Source organism: Ruegeria sp. J8 (assembly GCF_056531925.1).
Map to the genome: position 1 here is coordinate 1 of NZ_JBQFMR010000005.1, position 18,161 is coordinate 18,161.

The 18,161-nt window shown below is 58.1% G+C and carries 20 protein-coding genes; 14 read left to right on the plus strand and 6 right to left on the minus strand.

Annotated features, from left to right (window positions below; genetic code table 11):
• Positions 1-87: 87 nt before the first annotated feature.
• The gene (locus tag ACR0L1_RS11845; RefSeq protein WP_170790040.1) at positions 88-978 is read right to left on the minus strand and encodes an FAD:protein FMN transferase; all 891 of its coding nucleotides are present in this window, start codon (positions 976-978) and stop codon (positions 88-90) included.
• On the minus strand, positions 975-3,038 hold the full coding sequence (locus tag ACR0L1_RS11850; RefSeq protein ID WP_480858993.1) for a 4Fe-4S binding protein: 2,064 nt from the start codon (positions 3,036-3,038) through the stop codon (positions 975-977). The genes ACR0L1_RS11845 and ACR0L1_RS11850 overlap by 4 nt, the downstream gene beginning before the upstream one ends.
• A gap of 197 nt (positions 3,039-3,235) precedes the next feature.
• On the opposite strand from ACR0L1_RS11850, the gene pqqA reads away from it, so the two are divergent.
• From pqqA to ACR0L1_RS11900, 10 genes are all read left to right on the plus strand, one after another.
• Positions 3,236-3,343, plus strand: a complete 108-nt coding sequence (gene pqqA / locus ACR0L1_RS11855; protein ID WP_170537497.1) for a pyrroloquinoline quinone precursor peptide PqqA — start codon at positions 3,236-3,238, stop codon at positions 3,341-3,343.
• 27 nt (positions 3,344-3,370) lie between these two features.
• Positions 3,371-4,258, plus strand: coding sequence for a pyrroloquinoline quinone biosynthesis protein PqqB (gene pqqB / locus ACR0L1_RS11860; RefSeq protein ID WP_480858995.1), 888 nt, complete (start codon positions 3,371-3,373; stop codon positions 4,256-4,258).
• Complete coding sequence (gene pqqC, locus ACR0L1_RS11865; RefSeq protein WP_480503821.1) at positions 4,255-4,983, plus strand: pyrroloquinoline-quinone synthase PqqC; 729 nt, start codon at positions 4,255-4,257, stop codon at positions 4,981-4,983. Before pqqB ends, pqqC begins: the two co-directional genes overlap by 4 nt.
• Positions 4,980-5,267 (plus strand): pyrroloquinoline quinone biosynthesis peptide chaperone PqqD, encoded by a 288-nt coding sequence (gene pqqD / locus ACR0L1_RS11870; protein WP_170790036.1) that lies wholly within the window; start codon positions 4,980-4,982, stop codon positions 5,265-5,267. The genes pqqC and pqqD overlap by 4 nt, the downstream gene beginning before the upstream one ends.
• Complete coding sequence (gene pqqE / locus ACR0L1_RS11875; protein ID WP_480858997.1) at positions 5,264-6,343, plus strand: pyrroloquinoline quinone biosynthesis protein PqqE; 1,080 nt, start codon at positions 5,264-5,266, stop codon at positions 6,341-6,343. Before pqqD ends, pqqE begins: the two co-directional genes overlap by 4 nt.
• A 126-nt stretch (positions 6,344-6,469) precedes the next feature.
• Positions 6,470-7,465 carry a 1,2-phenylacetyl-CoA epoxidase subunit PaaA gene (gene paaA, locus ACR0L1_RS11880; protein WP_480858999.1) on the plus strand — a complete coding sequence of 332 codons (996 nt, stop codon included), beginning with the start codon at positions 6,470-6,472 and terminating at the stop codon, positions 7,463-7,465.
• A 3-nt stretch (positions 7,466-7,468) separates the two neighbouring features.
• Positions 7,469-7,759, plus strand: a complete 291-nt coding sequence (gene paaB, locus ACR0L1_RS11885) for a 1,2-phenylacetyl-CoA epoxidase subunit PaaB (protein ID WP_170785990.1) — start codon at positions 7,469-7,471, stop codon at positions 7,757-7,759.
• Entirely contained in the window at positions 7,759-8,520 is a 762-nt protein-coding gene (gene paaC / locus ACR0L1_RS11890; RefSeq protein WP_480859002.1) for a 1,2-phenylacetyl-CoA epoxidase subunit PaaC, read from the plus strand. Before paaB ends, paaC begins: the two co-directional genes overlap by 1 nt.
• Positions 8,521-8,525: 5 nt before the next feature.
• Entirely contained in the window at positions 8,526-8,984 is a 459-nt protein-coding gene (paaD, locus tag ACR0L1_RS11895) for a 1,2-phenylacetyl-CoA epoxidase subunit PaaD (protein ID WP_480859004.1), read from the plus strand.
• A gap of 9 nt (positions 8,985-8,993) precedes the next feature.
• Complete coding sequence (locus tag ACR0L1_RS11900; RefSeq protein WP_480859006.1) at positions 8,994-10,061, plus strand: 2Fe-2S iron-sulfur cluster-binding protein; 1,068 nt, start codon at positions 8,994-8,996, stop codon at positions 10,059-10,061.
• Here the strand turns inward: ACR0L1_RS11900 and ACR0L1_RS11905 are convergent.
• The 3 genes from ACR0L1_RS11905 to paaI are packed head-to-tail and all read right to left on the minus strand — an operon-like array spanning position 10,058 to position 12,408.
• Positions 10,058-10,666 (minus strand): TetR/AcrR family transcriptional regulator, encoded by a 609-nt coding sequence (locus ACR0L1_RS11905; RefSeq protein WP_170773565.1) that lies wholly within the window; start codon positions 10,664-10,666, stop codon positions 10,058-10,060. The two genes, ACR0L1_RS11900 and ACR0L1_RS11905, sit on opposite strands and share 4 nt — an antisense overlap.
• 4 nt (positions 10,667-10,670) lie before the next feature.
• The gene (gene paaK / locus ACR0L1_RS11910; protein WP_480859008.1) at positions 10,671-11,972 is read right to left on the minus strand and encodes a phenylacetate--CoA ligase PaaK; all 1,302 of its coding nucleotides are present in this window, start codon (positions 11,970-11,972) and stop codon (positions 10,671-10,673) included.
• A 10-nt stretch (positions 11,973-11,982) separates the two neighbouring features.
• The gene (gene paaI, locus ACR0L1_RS11915; RefSeq protein ID WP_480503814.1) at positions 11,983-12,408 is read right to left on the minus strand and encodes a hydroxyphenylacetyl-CoA thioesterase PaaI; all 426 of its coding nucleotides are present in this window, start codon (positions 12,406-12,408) and stop codon (positions 11,983-11,985) included.
• A gap of 149 nt (positions 12,409-12,557) precedes the next feature.
• Between paaI and paaZ the strand changes: the two genes are divergently transcribed.
• The 4 genes from paaZ (at position 12,558) to ACR0L1_RS11935 (ending at position 17,339) form a co-directional block, all read left to right on the plus strand.
• Positions 12,558-14,609: a phenylacetic acid degradation bifunctional protein PaaZ gene (gene paaZ, locus ACR0L1_RS11920; RefSeq protein WP_480859010.1), complete on the plus strand. Its 2,052-nt coding sequence runs from the start codon at positions 12,558-12,560 to the stop codon at positions 14,607-14,609.
• Positions 14,610-14,683: 74 nt separating this feature from the next.
• On the plus strand, positions 14,684-15,418 hold the full coding sequence (locus ACR0L1_RS11925) for a hypothetical protein (RefSeq protein WP_480859012.1): 735 nt from the start codon (positions 14,684-14,686) through the stop codon (positions 15,416-15,418).
• A gap of 149 nt (positions 15,419-15,567) precedes the next feature.
• Entirely contained in the window at positions 15,568-16,431 is an 864-nt protein-coding gene (locus ACR0L1_RS11930) for an SGNH/GDSL hydrolase family protein (protein WP_480859014.1), read from the plus strand.
• Between the two features lie 23 nt (positions 16,432-16,454).
• Positions 16,455-17,339 (plus strand): SGNH/GDSL hydrolase family protein, encoded by an 885-nt coding sequence (locus ACR0L1_RS11935; protein WP_170773553.1) that lies wholly within the window; start codon positions 16,455-16,457, stop codon positions 17,337-17,339.
• Here ACR0L1_RS11935 and ACR0L1_RS11940 read toward each other — a convergent pair.
• Positions 17,336-17,965 (minus strand): response regulator transcription factor, encoded by a 630-nt coding sequence (locus tag ACR0L1_RS11940; protein ID WP_170773551.1) that lies wholly within the window; start codon positions 17,963-17,965, stop codon positions 17,336-17,338. The genes ACR0L1_RS11935 and ACR0L1_RS11940 overlap by 4 nt on opposite strands.
• Positions 17,966-18,161 lie beyond the last annotated feature (196 nt).

The following is an 18,161-nucleotide window of genomic DNA, read 5'->3' on the forward strand; positions in this document are numbered from 1 at the left end:
GCGTCATGACCAAACGCGCCGTACAAGCCTGCGCGTAACCGCCTAGACAAACGAACCCAAAAGCCCCGCAACAAAAGCGGGGCTTTTTTATGTTTTAATAGATTGAATGGTACCGTCGTCTTGCACACAGATTGCGGTCGGATTGTCCGGCGATCGGGTTAAAGTGCGCGAGATTTCCGCAGCGTTCGCATGGCAAAAAGCCGTGGAAAGCGCGTCTGCCCAAGTGGCCGTGTTGGCGATGACGCTGACGGTTGACCACAAGGCTGGATCTTGCCCGTCGGGGTTCAGGATGTGGGATTGAGTTCCTTCCAGGTACATCGCGCCAGGGCTGGAGGTTGCGACGGAACGGTTTTTGAGCGCGACCGTTTCTACCAGGCCATGTAGGGGATCAGCAATGCCCATAGTCCAGGGGCGGCCCCCTGCGTAGAATTCACCTATGTTGACCAAAACGCTGGACCATCCGGCCTGTTTCAGCGCATGTGCCACAAGATCGGTCGCATATCCTTGCGCGATGCCATTCAGCGTCAATGCCTGACCATTGTCCAGCCTGATCCGTTCGGCTGTGATGCTAACGCGTTCCCAACCGATCAGGGAGCGCGCATCATTCACATCCCCGCCCTGCCGCAAAGCGGCCCAGAGCGGTTGTACCGTTGGGTCAAACAGGCCTTTGGTCACTCGATGTGCTTGCCCGCAGATGCGCAACAGGTCCAGCATTTCGCGCGGAGGGTTCCTCAGAAAACCGGTCTTGTTGAGTTCAGATAGGACCGAGTTTGGATCATAGAGGCTGAACATCTCCTCGCATCGTTTGAGCAGCCTCTCAACGCGGGAAATGGCGATTTGGGCATCTTCTGGGGTGGCATCCAGGGTCAGGCTGACCTCGGCCCCCATGGCGTATCCCTGCCAGTGGATGGACCTCGCCGCGGCAGGCGTGGCCAGTGCGGCGGCGGATATAGTAAGGAAACGGCGGCGGGCGATCATTCGGCGGCGACCTTTCTGGCCTGACGTCGGGCCGCGACGATCAGTGGTACGCAGCGCTGTTTGTCATCGTGGATGGCGACGCAGTCGAGGCATTGGAAGCACTCGTCATATTGAATCTGGCCTGTTTTCTTGATCGCGCCGTATTTGCACTTCACACGGCAAAGCTGACAGGGAGAGCCGCATTCGGCGCGTCGATCGATCCAGTCGCGTCCGCGCAGAAGCCCACCGATCGCCAGAAATGCGCCCAGGGGGCAGACATAGCGACAGAAGCCTTTGAACAGGACCATGCCCAGCAGCAGCCAGAAGACGGCATAGGCCACATAGTACCATTCACGGATGAAGAACGTGGTGATTGCGGTTTTGAAGGGCTCGACCTCGGCGGCTTTGTCGACCTGATCAGGTGCAACGAAGACGGTGACGATCAGGCCGCCCAGCACAATGTACTTCAACCACTTCAACCTTTGGTCCCAGGCGCGGGAGGGTTCGATTTGCGGGACGCGCAGGGCTTTTCCGATATGATGTGCCAACTCTTGCAATGCTCCAAAGGGGCAGAGCCAGCCACAGAACAGTCCCCTGCCCCACGCGACGAGGCCTGCAATCGACACGGCCCAGATCAGCAGCGAAAACGGGTCGTATAGAAGGAAAGCATAGCTGCCCCCGTCGAGGGCTGTTCTAAGCGTGCCCAGTACGGTGACAATGGAAAGCTGTCCCTGTCCCCACCATCCGACAAAGCCAACCACCACCGCCAGAATGGTCAGGCGCAGTGGTGTGAACATAGGTTGCGCGGCCAGTGCATTCATGCGCAGGCTCAAGATGCCAACAAGCACGGTCAGCAGGACACCAAGCACAATCATATCGTTTTGACGATTGCGCAGTGCTTCGAGCCAAGGTGGCGCGGGCTTGATTTGCACGGGGCGCTGAAAGAACCGCGCAGGGGTGACATGGGGGACGTCCATGGTGACCGAGCCGATCTCGGGTTGAAACATCCCGTGTTCGCGCACAGCCAGTACCTTAAGCACCCATTCCCGCGATGGATCGAAGCCCAGTCGCCGGTCGGTGCGCAGGATCATAGCGGTGCCGTCCGGCATTCCGTCGGCAAGCTCGACCAGCAGGTCTGCATCGCGCAGCGCGACAGGCAGTCCATCCTGTTCGGCCGAGATCCAATCGGGCGCGGTGTTGCGCACAAACTCGTCGCTGACCAAGCCGTGACGGGCGGTTTCGATCAGCAGGATCGGCTCATTATTGTCCGAGATTTCCATGAAGCGTTGAAGCTCATCAAAACTGTCTTCAGACAGGGCCGCGCGGGCGATGGATTTCGGTCCGAGGTCCACAATCCAGAGGTCCAGGAACGGCTCGGCCGGGTAGTCCTGCGCTTCGGGGTCGTCATCCTCCCACAATGTTCCAGCAAACAGCGCGTCGACCTCGGCATTACTGAGGGTCTTGTGGGTGGCGATGCCTTGATCAACCAGAGCGTCCCATGTCAGCGCCTCGTCATAGTCGGGGTCGGGATAGGCCGGGGGCGCGGTGGCCAGTCCCTGCATCTTTTCGCGGGCAACCGCCAAGGCGGCCCCCATGACAGATTCGTGGGCAATTCGGACGCTGGCCGTGGCCTTGGTGACGCCGTCGAGGTAAACAAGCTGTGAGCCGCTGGCGGCATCCCCATAGGGCGTGCCGACGACGATCGAGTCTGAAATAGACAGCCCTCCATACTGTTCGAAATAGTTGTGGAACGGTGCCTGGCCCAGACCTGACACAAAGATCGGCTCATTATGTTCGATCAGTTGGACGTCCAGAAAACGACCTTCGAGATCGAGCACGACCAGCATGTTGATAGGCGCGCCCGAGAAACCGGGCAGCGGGGCTAACGGTTCTGTTTCAAAGACATAACCCGCCTCGATCCCGCCAGAGTTGAGCAAGGAATAGACGCCGTCGTCATTCAGGGCCTCGCCCAGCGAAAAGGGCGCGCGAACGAACGACGCCAGTTTCTCACGTGGCAACGGCTCGGCCATGGCCGTCAGACCGCTTAGGATCAGCAAAAGCAGGGCAACGATCACGCGCATATACGCAACATTATATTTACGCCCCAAGCCGCGACATTCGACAAAAGTCCTAAGCCTTATCTACGACCCCAAGACGGTTGACGTGGTGGGGCGCGGCTCGGACACTGTGACCGGAGCGTACGACCAAAGCAGCATTTTCCGAAAATGATGTGGGTTGTAGGTTTTTTGAAATTGCCAGTCACTCATGGGAGGTAGCGATGACTTGGAGCACACCGAAACTGAAAGAAGTGAACTGCGGTATGGAGATCAACATGTATTCTCCGTCCGAGGATGAAGGCCGCGAGCACGAGCGCGACCTGTTCTGATTACGTGATCTCTAGCGGAGGCCCGAGGTGCATTTTCTGGTTCTTGGGGCTTCTGCAGGCGGTGGTTTACCGCAATGGAATTGTGGTTGCCGGAATTGCGAGGATGCCCGCAAGGGCCTTATCCCGCCTTCCGGCCAATCGTCATTGGCAGTCTCGCCTGACGGCGTTCGGTGGAGCATTCTGAACGCATCACCTGACATCCGGCAGCAGATGCTGGACAATCCGAAAATGCATCCCCGTGCGCTGCGCGACACGCCTGTGGCGTCAGTGTTGCTGACCAATGGGGATATCGACCATATCGCCGGGTTGTTGAGCCTGCGTGAACAGACGCCGTTTTCGCTGTTTGCAACGGGGGATATTCTGGATGTTCTGGCCCAGAACAGGATCTTCGATGCTGTGAACCGTGAAAAGGTCGAACGGACACGGATATCTCTGGATCAGGACTTTGCTTTGCAGGATGGGTTACAGGCGCGCTTGTTTGCGGTTCCGGGCAAAGTGCCTTTGTTCATGGAAGGTGACAGTGTTCAAACCGATCTCATTGGGGAGCAAACTGTTGGAGTGCGCCTGACGACAGGAGACAAGGTTGCCTATTACATTCCGGGATGCGCGCAAATCACCCCGGCTCTGCTGGATCAACTTGTGGATGCGGATCAGTTGTTCTTTGACGGAACACTTTGGGATGATGATGAGATGATCCGCACCGGCACCGGTATAAAGACGGGTCATCGTATGGGCCATATCTCGGTCAGTGGTGGGGACGGCTCGATCGAGGGCTTAAAGGGCATCGCGGCGGCCAAGACCTATATCCATATCAACAACACCAATCCTATTTTACAACCGGACGGGCCGGAGCGTGCCTTTGTCGAGGCCGCAGGCTGGACCATAGCTTATGACGGGCAGGAGATCACGATATGAGCCGAGAGAGCCTTGAAGCCCGTCTGCGTCAGATCGGGGCCGAGCGCTATCATGACAAGCACCCGTTTCATCACCGCCTGCACAGCGGTGAGTGCACCCCGGATCAGGTGCGAGCCTGGGTGATCAACCGCTGGGCCTATCAGGCCGCGATCCCGATGAAAGACGCGGCCTTCATGTCGCGCTGCACCGATCCGGACATCCGCCGCGAATGGCGCTCGCGCATCGAGGACCATGATGGCGACATTGGCGAAGGCGGTGGCATCCGGCGCTGGTTGAAACTGGCCGAGGCGGTTGGGCTTGATCCGGACTATGTCGCCTCGGGGCGTGGGATTTTGCCTGCCACGCAATTCGCAGTGGATGCTTATGTGCATTATGTGCGTGAGAAGCCGCTGTTGCAGGCAGTCGCGTCCTCGCTGACCGAGCTTTTTGCGCCGAAGATTCATGAACAGCGGATCGAAGGGCTGCTGGAGCATTACGATTTTGCCAATGCCGACAGTCTGTCCTATTTCCGCAAACGTCTGACTCAGGCCCCCAAGGATGTGGCTTTTGGCCTGAATTGGGTTCTGGATCATGCCGACACGTCTGAGAAAGAGGACATGGCCTGCGAGGCTCTGATCTTCAAAACCAATGTGTTGTGGGCGCAGTTGGATGCGCTGTGGTCGGCCTATGTTGAACCTGGGATGATCCCTCCGGGTGCGTGGCAACCGGGCGAGGGTTTGCTATGACTCTGGAACTGCGCCAGAGCGACCGTCCATACCTGCCGCGCGGCGTGCGGGTGCAGCGCGATGAGGTGCGCGACCGCACGGTGTTGATGGCGCCCGAGAAGGTGATCGAGCTGGATCAGATCGGGATGGCTATTTTGTCCCGCGTCGATGGGTCTGCCCGGTTTTCCGAGATCGTGCAGGACCTTGCCGCTACCTACAACGCCCCGGCCGAGCAGATTGAAACGGATGTTCAGCGCTTTTTGCAGACCTTGCGCAGCCGCGTCTATTTGATGGTGCGGGAATGAGTGCCCCTGCCCCCATCGCCATGCTGGCCGAGCTGACGCATCGCTGTCCGCTGAGCTGCCCCTATTGCAGCAATCCGGTGGAACTTGAACGCAAAGAGACCGAGCTGGACACCGATACTTGGAAAGACGTGTTCAAACAGGCGCACGCGCTAGGTGTTTTGCAACTGCATCTGTCCGGTGGCGAGCCCGCATCCCGCCGCGATCTGGAAGAACTGACAGATTACGCATCACAAATTGGGCTTTACACCAATCTGATCACCTCGGGCATCGGGCTGACCCCCAAAAGGCTGGACCGGCTGGAAGAGGTCGGGCTGGATCATGTCCAACTGTCGCTGCAAGGGACGAATGCCGCTTTGGCTGATCATATCGGCGGGTATCGCGGCGGGTTTGACCGTAAGATGATCGTTGCGCGCGAGATCCGGGATCGGGGCATTCCCTTGACCCTGAATGCCGTGATGCATCGGCAAAATCTGGATGATCTGGACCGCACGATTGAAATGGCCGTCGAATTGGGAGCACGCAGGCTTGAGGTTGCCTGTGTCCAATTCCATGGATGGGCTTTGAAAAATCGTGCCGCACTGTTGCCGACACGTGAGCAGACTCTGGCCGTGAAGGACACGGTCGCCAAAGCCGCACAGCGTCTGCAAGGCGTTCTGGCGTTCGATTTTGTTCCGCCAGACTACTATGCGGATTTTCCAAAGGCCTGCATGGGCGGCTGGGGCTCGACCGGGTTGAACGTGACGCCAGATGGCACTGTTCTGCCCTGCCACGCCGCGCAAACCATCAAACATCTGCAGTTTGACAACGTCCAAAATAAAACGCTGGCGGAAATCTGGCAAAACAGTCCGGCCTTCAACGCCTATCGCGGGACGGATTGGTTGCCGGAACCCTGCCAGAGTTGCGAGCGGAAAGAGATCGACTTTGGCGGCTGCCGCTGTCAGGCCTTGGCCTTGGCCGGGGATGCGGCTGCGACTGATCCGGTGTGTCGCAAGTCGCCCTTGCATGCGCAGGTCTCGGCCATTTTGCAGGAAGAGCCGGAAGCAGGTTCGATTGATCTGATCTACCGAAAGCATTGATTTCACGTTCGGTTTTTTGCTGGTGAAAATATGTTACAAAAATATTGAATATTGGAAAAAATGTAACATAATAGAGGGTGGGACGACTGAATCAGTCACCCTAGGGTGTGTAAGGAGGACGCAGCCATGTACGCGCAGATGGTACAGTCGACCGGAAAAGGTGTTCAGGACCGCAAGGAGATGAGCCCCGAGGATCAGGCCTTTCAAGACCGCATTGATCGCGGCGAAAAGATCGAGCCCAAGGATTACATGCCCGATGCCTATCGCAAGACGTTGATCCGCCAGATCGGCCAACACGCCCATTCCGAGATTGTCGGGCAACTGCCCGAAGGCAATTGGATCACCCGCGCCCCGACACTAGAACGCAAAGCCAATCTGCTGGCCAAGGTGCAGGACGAGGCGGGGCATGGGCTGTATCTTTATTGCGCGGCCGAAACGCTGGGGGTCAGCCGGGATGAGCTGGTCGAGATGTTGCACTCCGAGCGGATGAAGTATTCGTCCATCTTCAACTACCCCACCCTCACATGGGCCGATATGGGCGCGGTTGGTTGGCTGGTTGATGGGGCTGCGATCATGAATCAGGTGCCGTTGCAGCGCACCTCTTTTGGTCCTTACGCGCGGGCGATGGTGCGTATCTGCAAGGAAGAAAGCTTTCACCAGCGCCAAGGCTACCACATCATGATCAAGATGGCGAAAGAGGGCACCGCTGAACAAAAGCGCATGGCGCAGGATGCGCTGAACCGGTTCTGGTACCCCGCGCTGATGATGTTTGGGCCGTCCGACAAGGAAAGTGTGCATTCGGCGCAGTCGATGGCGTGGAAAATCAAGATCAACACCAATGATGAGCTACGGCAGAAATTCGTGGACGAAACCGTCCCGCAGGCCGAGTTCCTTGGCCTGACCATCCCCGACGAGAACCTGCGATGGAACGATGAGACCGGACACTATGAATTCAGCGAACCCGACTGGTCCGAATTCTTCGAAGTGATCTCGGGCAATGGCCCGTGCAATGTCGAGCGTCTGAACGCCCGGCGGAAGGCCTGGGACGATGGCGCGTGGGTGCGAGAGGCCATGCTGGCCCATGCCCGCAAATCCCAAAAACGCGCGCAAGCGGCGGAGTAAGCAATGACACATGAAAACGAATGGCCCCTGTGGGAAGTCTTTATTCGCGGCCAGCACGGTATGAGCCACCGGCATGTCGGCTCATTGCACGCAGCCGATGCGGAACACGCGATCCGCAATGCGCGTGATGTCTATACCCGTCGGAACGAGGGCGTCAGTATCTGGGTGGTCGAGGCCGCGAAGATCACCGCCTCCAGCCCCTCGGATAAGGGGCCTCTGTTCGATCCGGCGCGGGACAAGGTTTATCGTCATCCGACGTTTTACGACATCCCGGAAGAAGTTGGGAAAATGTGATGGCTCTGGAAAACCCCCTGTTCGAATTCCTGCTCAGACAAGGGGACAATGCCCTTGTGCTGGGGCATCGCACGTCGGAATGGTGCGGGGTTGCGCCAATTCTGGAAGAAGATATAGCGCTGGCCAATATGGCGCTGGACCTGATCGGTCAGACGCAGATGTGGCTGGGCTATGCGGGCGAGGTCGAAGGGACCGGTCGCTCGGCCGATGATCTGGCCTATCTGCGCGACGTCTACGATTTTCGCAACCTGTTGATGCTTGAGGTCCCGAATGGTGACTTTGGCCGAACCCAGATGCGTCAATTCCTGTTCGATGCGTTTCAGGTGCCTTGGCTGACGCGCTTGCAAGACTCCGGCGATACCCGCATTGCCGAGATCGCGGCGAAATGCGTGAAAGAGGCGCTTTATCATTTGGAACGGTCGTCCCAGACCGTGATCGCTTTGGGTGATGGAACCGAGGACAGCAACGCGCGCATGGTTGAGGCGTTGATGTTCCTGTGGCCCTATAGCGGCGAGATGTTTGTTGATGACGCAACCGATCAGGCGATGGCCGATACGGGCGTTGCCCCCCTGCCCTCGGAGCTGCGCGCGCCGTGGTTGGAGACGGTCAAAGCTGTTGCGGCAGAGGCCTGTCTGACCCTGCCTGACAGCGACTATGCGCAGAAAGGCGGGCGTACAGGGTTCCGCCATACAGAACACCTGGGCCATTTGCTAGCGGTGATGCAAACCTTGCAGCGCTCCTATCCGGGGGCCACGTGGTAGGTACGATGGCTGTCACCGAAGCGGAGGTCTGGGATTGGCTTGAAAACGTGCCCGACCCCGAGATTCCGGTGATCTCGGTCGTTGATCTGGGCGTGATTCGGGGGGTGGACGTCAGGAATGACAGTGTGACTGTGACGATCACGCCGACCTATTCCGGGTGTCCCGCCATGGCGGTGATTGCGTTGGATATAGAAACCGAATTGTCGCGCAACGGTATCGACAATCTGGACATCCAGATCCGTATAGCGCCGGCATGGACAACCGACTGGCTGTCCCCAAAAGGCCGCGCCCGGCTGGAGGAGTTCGGCATCGCCCCGCCGCAACCCGCAGGTGGCCCTGAACGGTGCCCGCATTGCAAATCAAAGCAGGTCGAAAAGATCAGCCAGTTCGGCTCGACCCCTTGCAAGGCCCAGTGGCGCTGCATGGATTGTCTTGAACCCTTTGACTATTTCAAATGTATCTGAGGTCCCGTTATGGCTATGTTTCATCCCCTTAAAGTAACGGACATCCACAAAACCATCCGCGACGCGGTGGTCGTGACCTTGAAACCCGAAAACCCCGAGCATTTTGCGTTTGCGCCGGGCCAGTATCTCACCTTCAAACGGGATTTCGATGGAGATGAGTTGCGCCGGTCCTATTCGATCTGCGCCGCCCCGCATGAAGGTATCCTGCAGGTTGGCATCAAAAGTGTGGATGGCGGTGCCTTTTCCACCTGGGCTAATACCGAGCTGCAAGTGGGCGACGTCATGAACGCCATGCCGCCGATGGGCAATTTCCATGCGGCCGCCAATGCCGATGCGCCGCACTACCTGGGCTTCGCCGGGGGCTCTGGCATCACGCCGGTGCTTTCGATCCTGAAAACCGCATTGACCGAGGACCCGTCGGCCCGGTTCACACTGGTTTACGCAAACCGTACCCCCAATACGATCATGTTCCGGGAAGAGTTGGAGGACCTCAAGAACCGCTTTCTGCACCGGTTGAACATCGTGCATATCCTGGAAGACGACAGTCAGGAGATTGACCTGTTCAAAGGCCGCGTCGATGCCGAAAAATGCGCGGCCCTGTTCCAGCACTGGATCGACATCAATTCGGTTTCGTTGGCTTATATTTGTGGGCCAGAGCCGATGATGTTGGCGATTTCGCAATCGTTGAAAGATCACGGCCTGACCAAGGATCAGATCCGGTTCGAGCTGTTTGCTTCATCCCAACCGGGACGTGCCAGAACCCGCGCTGTCTCGCGGTCGGTGGCTGAGAATGGCATCAAGGGGCGCGTCACATTGGGCGGCGAAACGCGGCAGTTCACCATTCCCAAGGATACCAGCCTGCTCGAGGCCGCGCTGGCTGAAAACCTGGATGCGCCCCATGCCTGCAAGGCGGGCGTGTGCTCGACCTGCAAGGCGAAAGTGTTGGAGGGCGAGGTCGAGATGGTCGCCAACCATGCGCTGGAAGACTATGAGGTTGAGGCAGGGTTCGTTCTGACTTGTCAGTGCTTTGCACTGTCCGACAAGGTGGTCTGGGACTATGACGAGGCGGGGCACTAGCCCGCGTTCTGCACTCCGGGCAACCCGGCAACGGTTAGGCGCGCGATGGTTCTGGCATAGCCTTCGCGATCGGCCCGCGTGGCTTTGGGTTGCCACATATAGTACCAGTTCAGCATTCCGAAGACTGACATTGTCACTTCGCGCAAAAGCTGCTGGTTATCTCCCAGCTTGCCGTCACTGATCGCGTTGAGAATAGCGCTCATCTGCGCGACCATGTCTTTTTGGTAGGCCTTCAGAACCTTCTGCATGTTTTGCGGCAGCAGCGACACGCCTTCGCTTTGGATTTTGTGTTCGAAATCCATGCCTTCATAGGCCAACAGGTATTCCCGCAGAACCAGATGCAATCGATCCGCTGGGGGCATGTCGTCCAAATTGAGAGCCGTGACGCGGTTATTCAATTCAGAGAGGTAAGTGTCCAGAATATCGAACAACAAGGCCTCCTTGCCGTCGTAATAGTGGTAGATGTTGGCCTTCGAAATCCCCGCAGCCTTAGCCACTTGGTTCATCGAGGCGCGCGCAATGCCTTCGCGTGCGAACACGCTGGCGGCGACCGACAGGATGCTTTGACGTTTCTGGTCGTGATCCTTTGCGATGGTGCGGGCCACTGGTTTAGCCCTTGGGTCTGTTGTCGATCACGCGGCGGGCTTTGCCCTGACTGCGTTCAACACTGCCGGGGGTGCCGACAGATACGGTCGCGCCGACGCCGATCGTGTCCCTGATCTTTTTTGTCAAGACCCCGGACAGGGCCTGTCTGGAGTCCTCGCTTGCCGCAGCCTCAACATGCACTGTCATCGCGTCCATGCGCCCGTCGCGGGTCAGTTCGATCTGGAAATAAGGGGCCAGATCAGGAGTTGCGAGAACCAGTTCCTCGACCTGAGTGGGAAACACATTCACGCCGCGTAGAATGATCATGTCGTCCGAGCGCCCGGTGATCTTCTCCATCCGCCGCATTGACCGCGCCGTGCCCGGCAACAGCCGTGTCAGATCACGGGTCCGGTAGCGGATCATGGGCAGGCCCTCTTTGGTGAGGGTGGTGAAAACCAACTCGCCCATTTCGCCATCCGGCAGAACTTCACCGGTTTCGGGGTCGATAATTTCGGGAAAGAAGTGATCTTCCCAAATATGCAGCCCGTCTTTGGTTTCGACACATTCATTGGCCACACCCGGCCCCATGATCTCGGACAGGCCGTAGATATCGACCGCATGCATGTCGAACGCCTCTTCGACCTCGGCACGCATGGCATTGGTCCATGGCTCTGCGCCAAAAATGCCGACCTCCAAAGAGGTGTCACGCGGGTCGATCCCCGCCGCGTGGAATTGTTCCAGGATGTTGAGCATATAGGACGGCGTCACCATGATCGTGCTGGGGCGGAAGTCTTGAATCAGCATCACTTGCCGCTCGGTCATACCGCCTGAGACCGGGACGACAGTGCAGTTTAGCTTTTCCGCACCGTAGTGTGCACCCAAGCCGCCGGTGAACAGGCCATAGCCATAAGCGACTTGCACAGTATCACCGGGTTTGGTGCCGCTGGCGCGCATTGATCGGGCGACCAGATGGGCCCAGTTGTCGATATCCGTGCGCGTATACCCGACCACGGTTGGCTTTCCGGTGGTCCCGGATGAGGCATGAAGGCGCAGGATCTGATCCTGCGGCACGGCGAAAAGCCCAAACGGATAATTGTCGCGCAGGTCATTTTTGTAGGTAAATGGGAATCTGGACAGGTCGCTCAGGTCCGTCAGGTCATCCGGGTGAACCCCTGCTGCATCGAACCGTTGTCGATACATGCGCACATTGTCATAGGCGTGTTTCAGTGACCATCTGAGCCGCTGTAACTGAAGCGCTCTGATTTCATCCAGAGACGCAATTTCGATCGGGTCGAGCGTGTCTCGGGCCGGTGTCAGGTCTTTCATGGGCGCCTCCCTATTCTTCGAACAACTGTCCGGGCACGGCCCGAGAGCCGCCGCGGAATTCAGCGATCACAGCGTCGCTTTGGTTGGTGACGGTCACGTCATAAATGCCGCTACGCCCGGTCAGAGCGACCTCGCGCGCGCGGGCCGTCAGGCGGTCGCCCAAGCGGCCGGGCGTGATGTAAGAAATCGTGTTGTGTTGGGCGACGGTGGATTGATTGCGGCTGTTGCAGGCAAAGGCAAAGGCGCTGTCGGCCAGCATGAAGATCAGCCCACCGTGGCAAATCCCGTGCCCGTTGACGTGGTGTTCTGCGACGGTCAGGGACAGCTGCGCCTGCCCCTCATCCACCATATCAATCTGCATACCTGCCCAGGGGCTGGCATTGTCCGAGGCCCACATGACCCGGGCTGCACGTTCGGCGCGCTCTCTCGGGGTCATGATGGCACCTTTGGACGTCTGTCAGGCGCGTTATCCAGCACGATATTCTCCTTGATCTTTGCCCGTCCTAAATCTAAACATTCCATAAACCGACCGGTAGGTCAATTAATCAGTGACGCCTTGCCGGTCCTTATCGCGGGGATCGCCAGATGAATATTCAGGACGTGCACAGCTATGTTTGCGGGCAATGGATCGGCAGCGACAGCACCGCACGCGAGATCCATTCGGCCGTTACCGGTGAGCTGATCGCGCGCGCCGGAACCAGTCACTTGGATGTGGGCGCGATGCTGGTATACGCGCAGACTAAAGGCGGCCCTGCCCTGCGCAAGATGAGCTTTCACGACCGGGCCAGAATGCTCAAGGCGCTGGCGCTGCATCTGGGTCAGCATAAACAGGCGCTTTATGACGCCTCTTTCGCGACAGGGGCGACTCAAAGGGATCACATGATTGATGTCGATGGCGGGATCGGCACGGTTTTGGTCATCGCCAGCAAGGGTCGGCGCGAGATGCCCGATGACACGATCTATCTGGACGGCCCGGTTGAACGTCTGTCGCGGCAGGGTACGTTTTTGGGCCAGCATGTCTGCACCTCGCTGGCCGGTGTGGCCGTTCACATCAACGCGTTCAACTTCCCTGTCTGGGGGATGCTGGAAAAGCTGGCTCCGACCCTGCTGGCCGGTATGCCCGCGATTGTGAAACCGGCCACCGCGACCTGCTATGTGACTGAGCTGTGCGTTCGGATCATGCTGGACAGTGGTCTGCTGCCCGAAGGGGCCGTGCAGCTGATCAGCGGCAATCTGGGCCCGATACTGGATCATCTGGGCGGGCAGGATGTCGTCAGCTTCACAGGCTCGGCGGCGACGGCCCGCAAGCTGCGCAGTGCGCCCGGTATTCTGGACAACGCCACCCGCTTTGTGGCCGAGCAGGACAGCCTGAACGCGTCAGTCCTTGGTCCGGACGCAGTGCCCGGAACGCCCGAGTTTGACTTGTTTATCAAGGAGGTCCAGCGTGAGATGACCGCGAAAGCCGGGCAGAAATGCACCGCCATCCGCCGCATCATGGTGCCTGAGGCGCATATCGACGCGGTGTCAGATGCCCTGCGGGATCGGTTGAGCTCGGTCGTGATCGGGAATCCGGCGGATGAGAAGACTCAGATGGGAGCGCTGGTTTCGCAAGCGCAACGCCGTGATGTGTTGGAAAAGGCGGCTCTGATCGGGCAAGAGGCCGAGCGTATTTTCGGCGACCCCGATGATTTTACTGTCCACGGCGCCGACGCAGACAAAGGGGCATTTGTCCCGCCGATGCTGTTCCGCTGTAATACGCCGGATGCGGCCCAAACTCTGCACGCGGTCGAAGCCTTTGGTCCTGTTTCTACAGTGATGCCCTATCGGGATTTGGATCACGCGATTGAACTGGCCAACAAGGGCGAGGGCAGCCTTGTGGCTTCGGTCATCACACATGACCCCGAGGTCGCGCGCCAGTTTGTGATTGGTGCCGGGGCGTTTCATGGGCGGCTCTACCTCAACAACCGTGACTCGATGAAAGAAAGCACCGGCCATGGGTCCCCCCTGCCCCACATGGTTCATGGCGGCCCTGGTCGCGCAGGCGGCGGCGAAGAGCTGGGCGGCATACGCGGTGTGATGCACTATATGCAGCGAACTGCCGTACAAGGCAGCCCGGACCTGTTGACGCGGATCGGCAAGAAATGGGTGCCGGGGGCGACCGAGGCCAGGGACCGCGCCCATCCCTTCACCCGCACGTTCCACGAATTGGAGGTCGGTGAGACGCTGGTGACGGACCCGCGCGAGATATCGCTGGATGATATTGAAACCTTCGCCCATTTCACGGGCGACACGTTCTACGCGCATATGGACGAGGTAGCGGCAAGTCGAAATCCGTTCTTTCCGGGGCGGGTTGCCCACGGATACCTGCTGCTGAGTTTTGCGGCGGGGCTGTTTGTACAGCCGGACGAAGGCCCGGTACTGGCCAATACCGGCCTCGACAATCTGCGGTTCCTGAAACCGGTGCAGGCGGGCGATAGTATCCGCGTGCACCTGACGGTCATGCAAAAGACCCCGCGCAACCAGGACTATGGTGAGGTACGCTGGCATGTCTCGATCCGCAACCAAGAGGACGAGCTGACCGCCGAATACGAGTTGCTGACTATGAACGCCTATGCGCAGCCTGATCCTGCGGGATAAGCGTAGCCACGTGACCCGTCGGCATGGTACTTAAAGGGGCGCAACAGAGTGTACCCCCTTGGAAAGACCTACATTTGACTCTTGCCGAGACATTGATTGAAGACCTTAGCGCGCTGGAGCCGATCAAGACCTGGTCCCTGATCGTGACGCTGTTTGGTGACCTGAATGGTCAGCCCGTCACCGGCAAGCAGCTGGGTGCAATTCTGGGCCGGGTCGGGATTAAGACCGAAGCCATGCGCGTTGCCCTGCACAGGCTGCGCAAGGACGGCTGGATCGTATCCACCAAAATCGGCCGCGAAGTGACCTATAGCCTGTCCAGCCATGGTTTGACCGAAACCCGCGCGGTCTATGAGGACGTGTACCGTCAGGATGTTAAATTTCCCGATGGTTGGTGTGTGGCTTTGACTCGACAGGATTGTGAGCCGACCGGCGCGATGATCCGTCTGGACCGGGCATTGTTTCTGGTGCCGGTATCCGAGGCTACGCGCAGCGATCAGACACGGCTGCGGTTTGAACCCGAGCCCGTGCCCATGTGGTTTTCCGGCAAGATTGTTGCACCGCAGACCATAACGCATGTGCAGCGTCTTCATGATCTGGCGGGACGCATGGATTTTCTGACCCTGCCCGCCCTGCCCCAAGCCACGATACGCCTTCTGCTTCTGCACCATTGGCGCAAAATTGCGCTGCGAGGGTCAAGCTGGGCCCATATCTCACTATGTCCAGACGGCCCGCTTGCGCTATGCCATCAACGTGTTTCGGGTTTGTTGGCCGAACTGCCCAAACTTTCAACGGATCACCTGACGATGTGAGATCGACTCCGTCGTGCTCACCGATGCAACAGCGCAACGAACCCTTTTTGTAACCTGGTGTTGATTGGTATTTCATTGCCCAATACGCCATCTTTTACCGATCAGTAAGAAAACGGGTTGAAATTTGACCGCACGATCAAGGTGACTGCGTGACGACAAAGATAGTTTCATTTCTAAGCGCAGCGCTGGTTTCGGTGTTGATGTTGGGCGGCCACTCGGCCTTGGCACAGCCAGATATTCTGGTGCTTGGGGATAGCCAGATCTCGTTCGGGGCGGGCAAGGAATATGTTCGGTTCTTTGCGGAATTGCCGAACCGCTGCGAGATGACGCAAAAGCGCACCAAGCTGCTGGAAAAGCTGGGCCCGCGCCAGACGGCGGCCATCGGGGTGCGGTCGACATCGCTACAATCTTGGACCTCGACCAGCGGCCCGACGCGTGGTGCGATTTGTGACGTAGACAAGAAATACGGCGTGAATGCAGGCGCCTACGGCATAGACGGCAACCCGGACCGGGTGTTCATCCAGATCGGCAAAGGCAAGTCCTATCAGTTCTGCAAGCCGAAACAGACCGCCTTCGAGTCGATGTTTGCAGATGGCTACTATGACCCCGACCTGCTGATCCTAACCTTTCTGGGCAATTCTGCGGACAGATGGGCAAACTCACCCGACGCGGCCGAAGAGGACGTGCGGCGGACTTTAGCTCAGGTGCCTAAAGATACGGCATGTATCTATATCTCCAGCGCGCCGGTTTACCTGAAAAAGACGAATGACAAGCGGATGAAAGCGCAAACCGCCATCGCCCGCGCGTTCGACCGCGCCGATGCGCAGTGTATTGCGGTTGAGGGGTTCAACGCGAAAACACGTGCGGCAATCGAAGGGAAGCCCAAGTTTTTTCGCCGCAACGATGCCGGTCGCGTCAAAGACCCGCATCATCCCAGCAACGCCGCCATTCGCCAATTTTTAAAGATCAACACGACCGAGTTTTGCGACGCCATATTCTCGGCCCTTGAATAAAGAGACCGCATAAAGGGGGAAACATGCAGTTTCTGACAAAAGCACTGAGCCTTGTCATAGGCGCGTTGATGATGGTGCCTGCAGCGCAGGCGGAACCTTTCGACTCGCCCGAGATTTTGATTATCGGTGACAGCCAGATATCTTTCGGGTCAGGCCCGGCATTTCTGGAGTTTTTCAGCGACATAAAAAGCCATTGCAAACCAAACGCCCAGCAAAAAAGCCATCTGAAACGTTTGGGGAAGATGCGCGTGGGTGTCATTGGTGTTCGTTCCAGCTCGATCAGCGCGTGGACGGCGCGATCGGGGGCCGGAAAGGACACGATCTGCAAGGTCGATCCGAAATGGCGGGTGAACGCGGGTGCCTATGGTTTTGTCAACAATTCCGACAAGAAATTCGTCCAGATCGGGCAAGGGCGCGAATACCAGTTCTGCGCGCCGGGGACCTCGCCTTTGGAGCAGATGCTGCGCGAGGATTACTATGACCCAAAGCTGATACTGATGTCATTTCTGGGCAATTCGGCCAAACGTTGGGCCAACAGCCCCGAGGCCGCGATCCGCGATGTGCAGCGCCTGAAAAGCCAGCTGCCGCCGGATTTGCCCTGTATCTTCATGACGACGGCACCGGCCTATAAGAAAAAGATCGTGGACCTGCGTCTGCGCGCGCAGGAAAACCTGATGAAGGCGTTTGAGACCTCTGGCCTGCGCTGTTCTTTCGTGCCGGGGGCGACGCCGGAAACCGTTGCGGCCAATCAGGGCAACAAAGAGTATTTCCGGCTGAACAAGAAAGGGCTGGTCAAGGATCCCTACCATCCCAACGAAGCGGCCGCGAAAAACTTCTTTGCGCTTGAGATGGATCAGATTTGCACGGCCATTTTCACCCAGATCGAACCGGTGAAAGAGCAGAGCTAGTCCGACGCCGTCTTGGACGAATAGTAGAACGCAATTGCCTGGGCCCGGTTCTTGACCGAGAGCTTTTCGTAGATGTTGGACAGGTGAAACTTCACCGTGTTGGCCGAAATTTGCAGCTCTTTCGATAGATCACGGTTGGATAAGCCTTTGGCCAAGGCTTCAAGGATTACAATTTCCTTGCGCGACAGGCTTTGCAGCGGGTCCCTTTGCATTTTGCGCACGTCGATAAAAGGGAACACCATCTTGCCGCGCGCAACGTCGATGCAGGTTTCCAGCAGCCCCTCGACCTCGCCCGAGCGCGAGGCGAACCCGGCCGCCCCCGCCTGCATCGCCAATCGGGGGATTTCTCCGCCGTCATCGCCATAGACGACAAAACGCGGCGGGTTCTCTTGTTCGCGCAGGACCTCGATCAGCTTTGCAGCACCAAGAACGGGCAAATTCCACGAGATCACGCAGATTTTGACCGGCACCCGCATGATGGCACCCAGAAACCCTTCGGCCGTTGCTGACGTGGCGACCAGAGAGAATCGGGGGTCACGCTCGAATATTTCAGACATGGCCGACAGAACCAGCGGGTTGTTGTTGGCCAGCATGACATCAATGGGGCGTGAGGCGGCATCGGACATTGATTTTCCCCGAAAAATTACAAAAACTACCCGTATGGGTAGGCTCAAAATCCGTATACAACGGCATATTTACCAGAATGGGTAGTTTCTTGCCCACCCCAACAGATATCCAAAGGCAGTAGTAAGTTACGTTGCGTGACGAGGCAAGATTCGATTTTCCTCACCCTCAACACGTCTGGCCGGGCACCCCCAACCC

Coding starts and splice junctions, on each gene's coding strand:
- paaA (WP_480858999.1), top strand. CDS start 6,470: ATGTACGCGCAGATGGTACAGTCGACCGGAAAAGGTGTTCAGGACCGC.
- pqqA (WP_170537497.1), top strand. CDS start 3,236: ATGACTTGGAGCACACCGAAACTGAAAGAAGTGAACTGCGGTATGGAG.
- pqqE (WP_480858997.1), top strand. CDS start 5,264: ATGAGTGCCCCTGCCCCCATCGCCATGCTGGCCGAGCTGACGCATCGC.
- paaD (WP_480859004.1), top strand. CDS start 8,526: ATGGCTGTCACCGAAGCGGAGGTCTGGGATTGGCTTGAAAACGTGCCC.
- pqqD (WP_170790036.1), top strand. CDS start 4,980: ATGACTCTGGAACTGCGCCAGAGCGACCGTCCATACCTGCCGCGCGGC.
- ACR0L1_RS11900 (WP_480859006.1), top strand. CDS start 8,994: ATGGCTATGTTTCATCCCCTTAAAGTAACGGACATCCACAAAACCATC.
- ACR0L1_RS11940 (WP_170773551.1), bottom strand. CDS start 17,965: ATGTCCGATGCCGCCTCACGCCCCATTGATGTCATGCTGGCCAACAAC.
- ACR0L1_RS11850 (WP_480858993.1), bottom strand. CDS start 3,038: ATGCGCGTGATCGTTGCCCTGCTTTTGCTGATCCTAAGCGGTCTGACG.
- paaI (WP_480503814.1), bottom strand. CDS start 12,408: ATGACCCCGAGAGAGCGCGCCGAACGTGCAGCCCGGGTCATGTGGGCC.
- paaZ (WP_480859010.1), top strand. CDS start 12,558: ATGAATATTCAGGACGTGCACAGCTATGTTTGCGGGCAATGGATCGGC.
- paaK (WP_480859008.1), bottom strand. CDS start 11,972: ATGAAAGACCTGACACCGGCCCGAGACACGCTCGACCCGATCGAAATT.
- ACR0L1_RS11845 (WP_170790040.1), bottom strand. CDS start 978: ATGATCGCCCGCCGCCGTTTCCTTACTATATCCGCCGCCGCACTGGCC.
- ACR0L1_RS11935 (WP_170773553.1), top strand. CDS start 16,455: ATGCAGTTTCTGACAAAAGCACTGAGCCTTGTCATAGGCGCGTTGATG.
- pqqC (WP_480503821.1), top strand. CDS start 4,255: ATGAGCCGAGAGAGCCTTGAAGCCCGTCTGCGTCAGATCGGGGCCGAG.
- paaC (WP_480859002.1), top strand. CDS start 7,759: ATGGCTCTGGAAAACCCCCTGTTCGAATTCCTGCTCAGACAAGGGGAC.
- paaB (WP_170785990.1), top strand. CDS start 7,469: ATGACACATGAAAACGAATGGCCCCTGTGGGAAGTCTTTATTCGCGGC.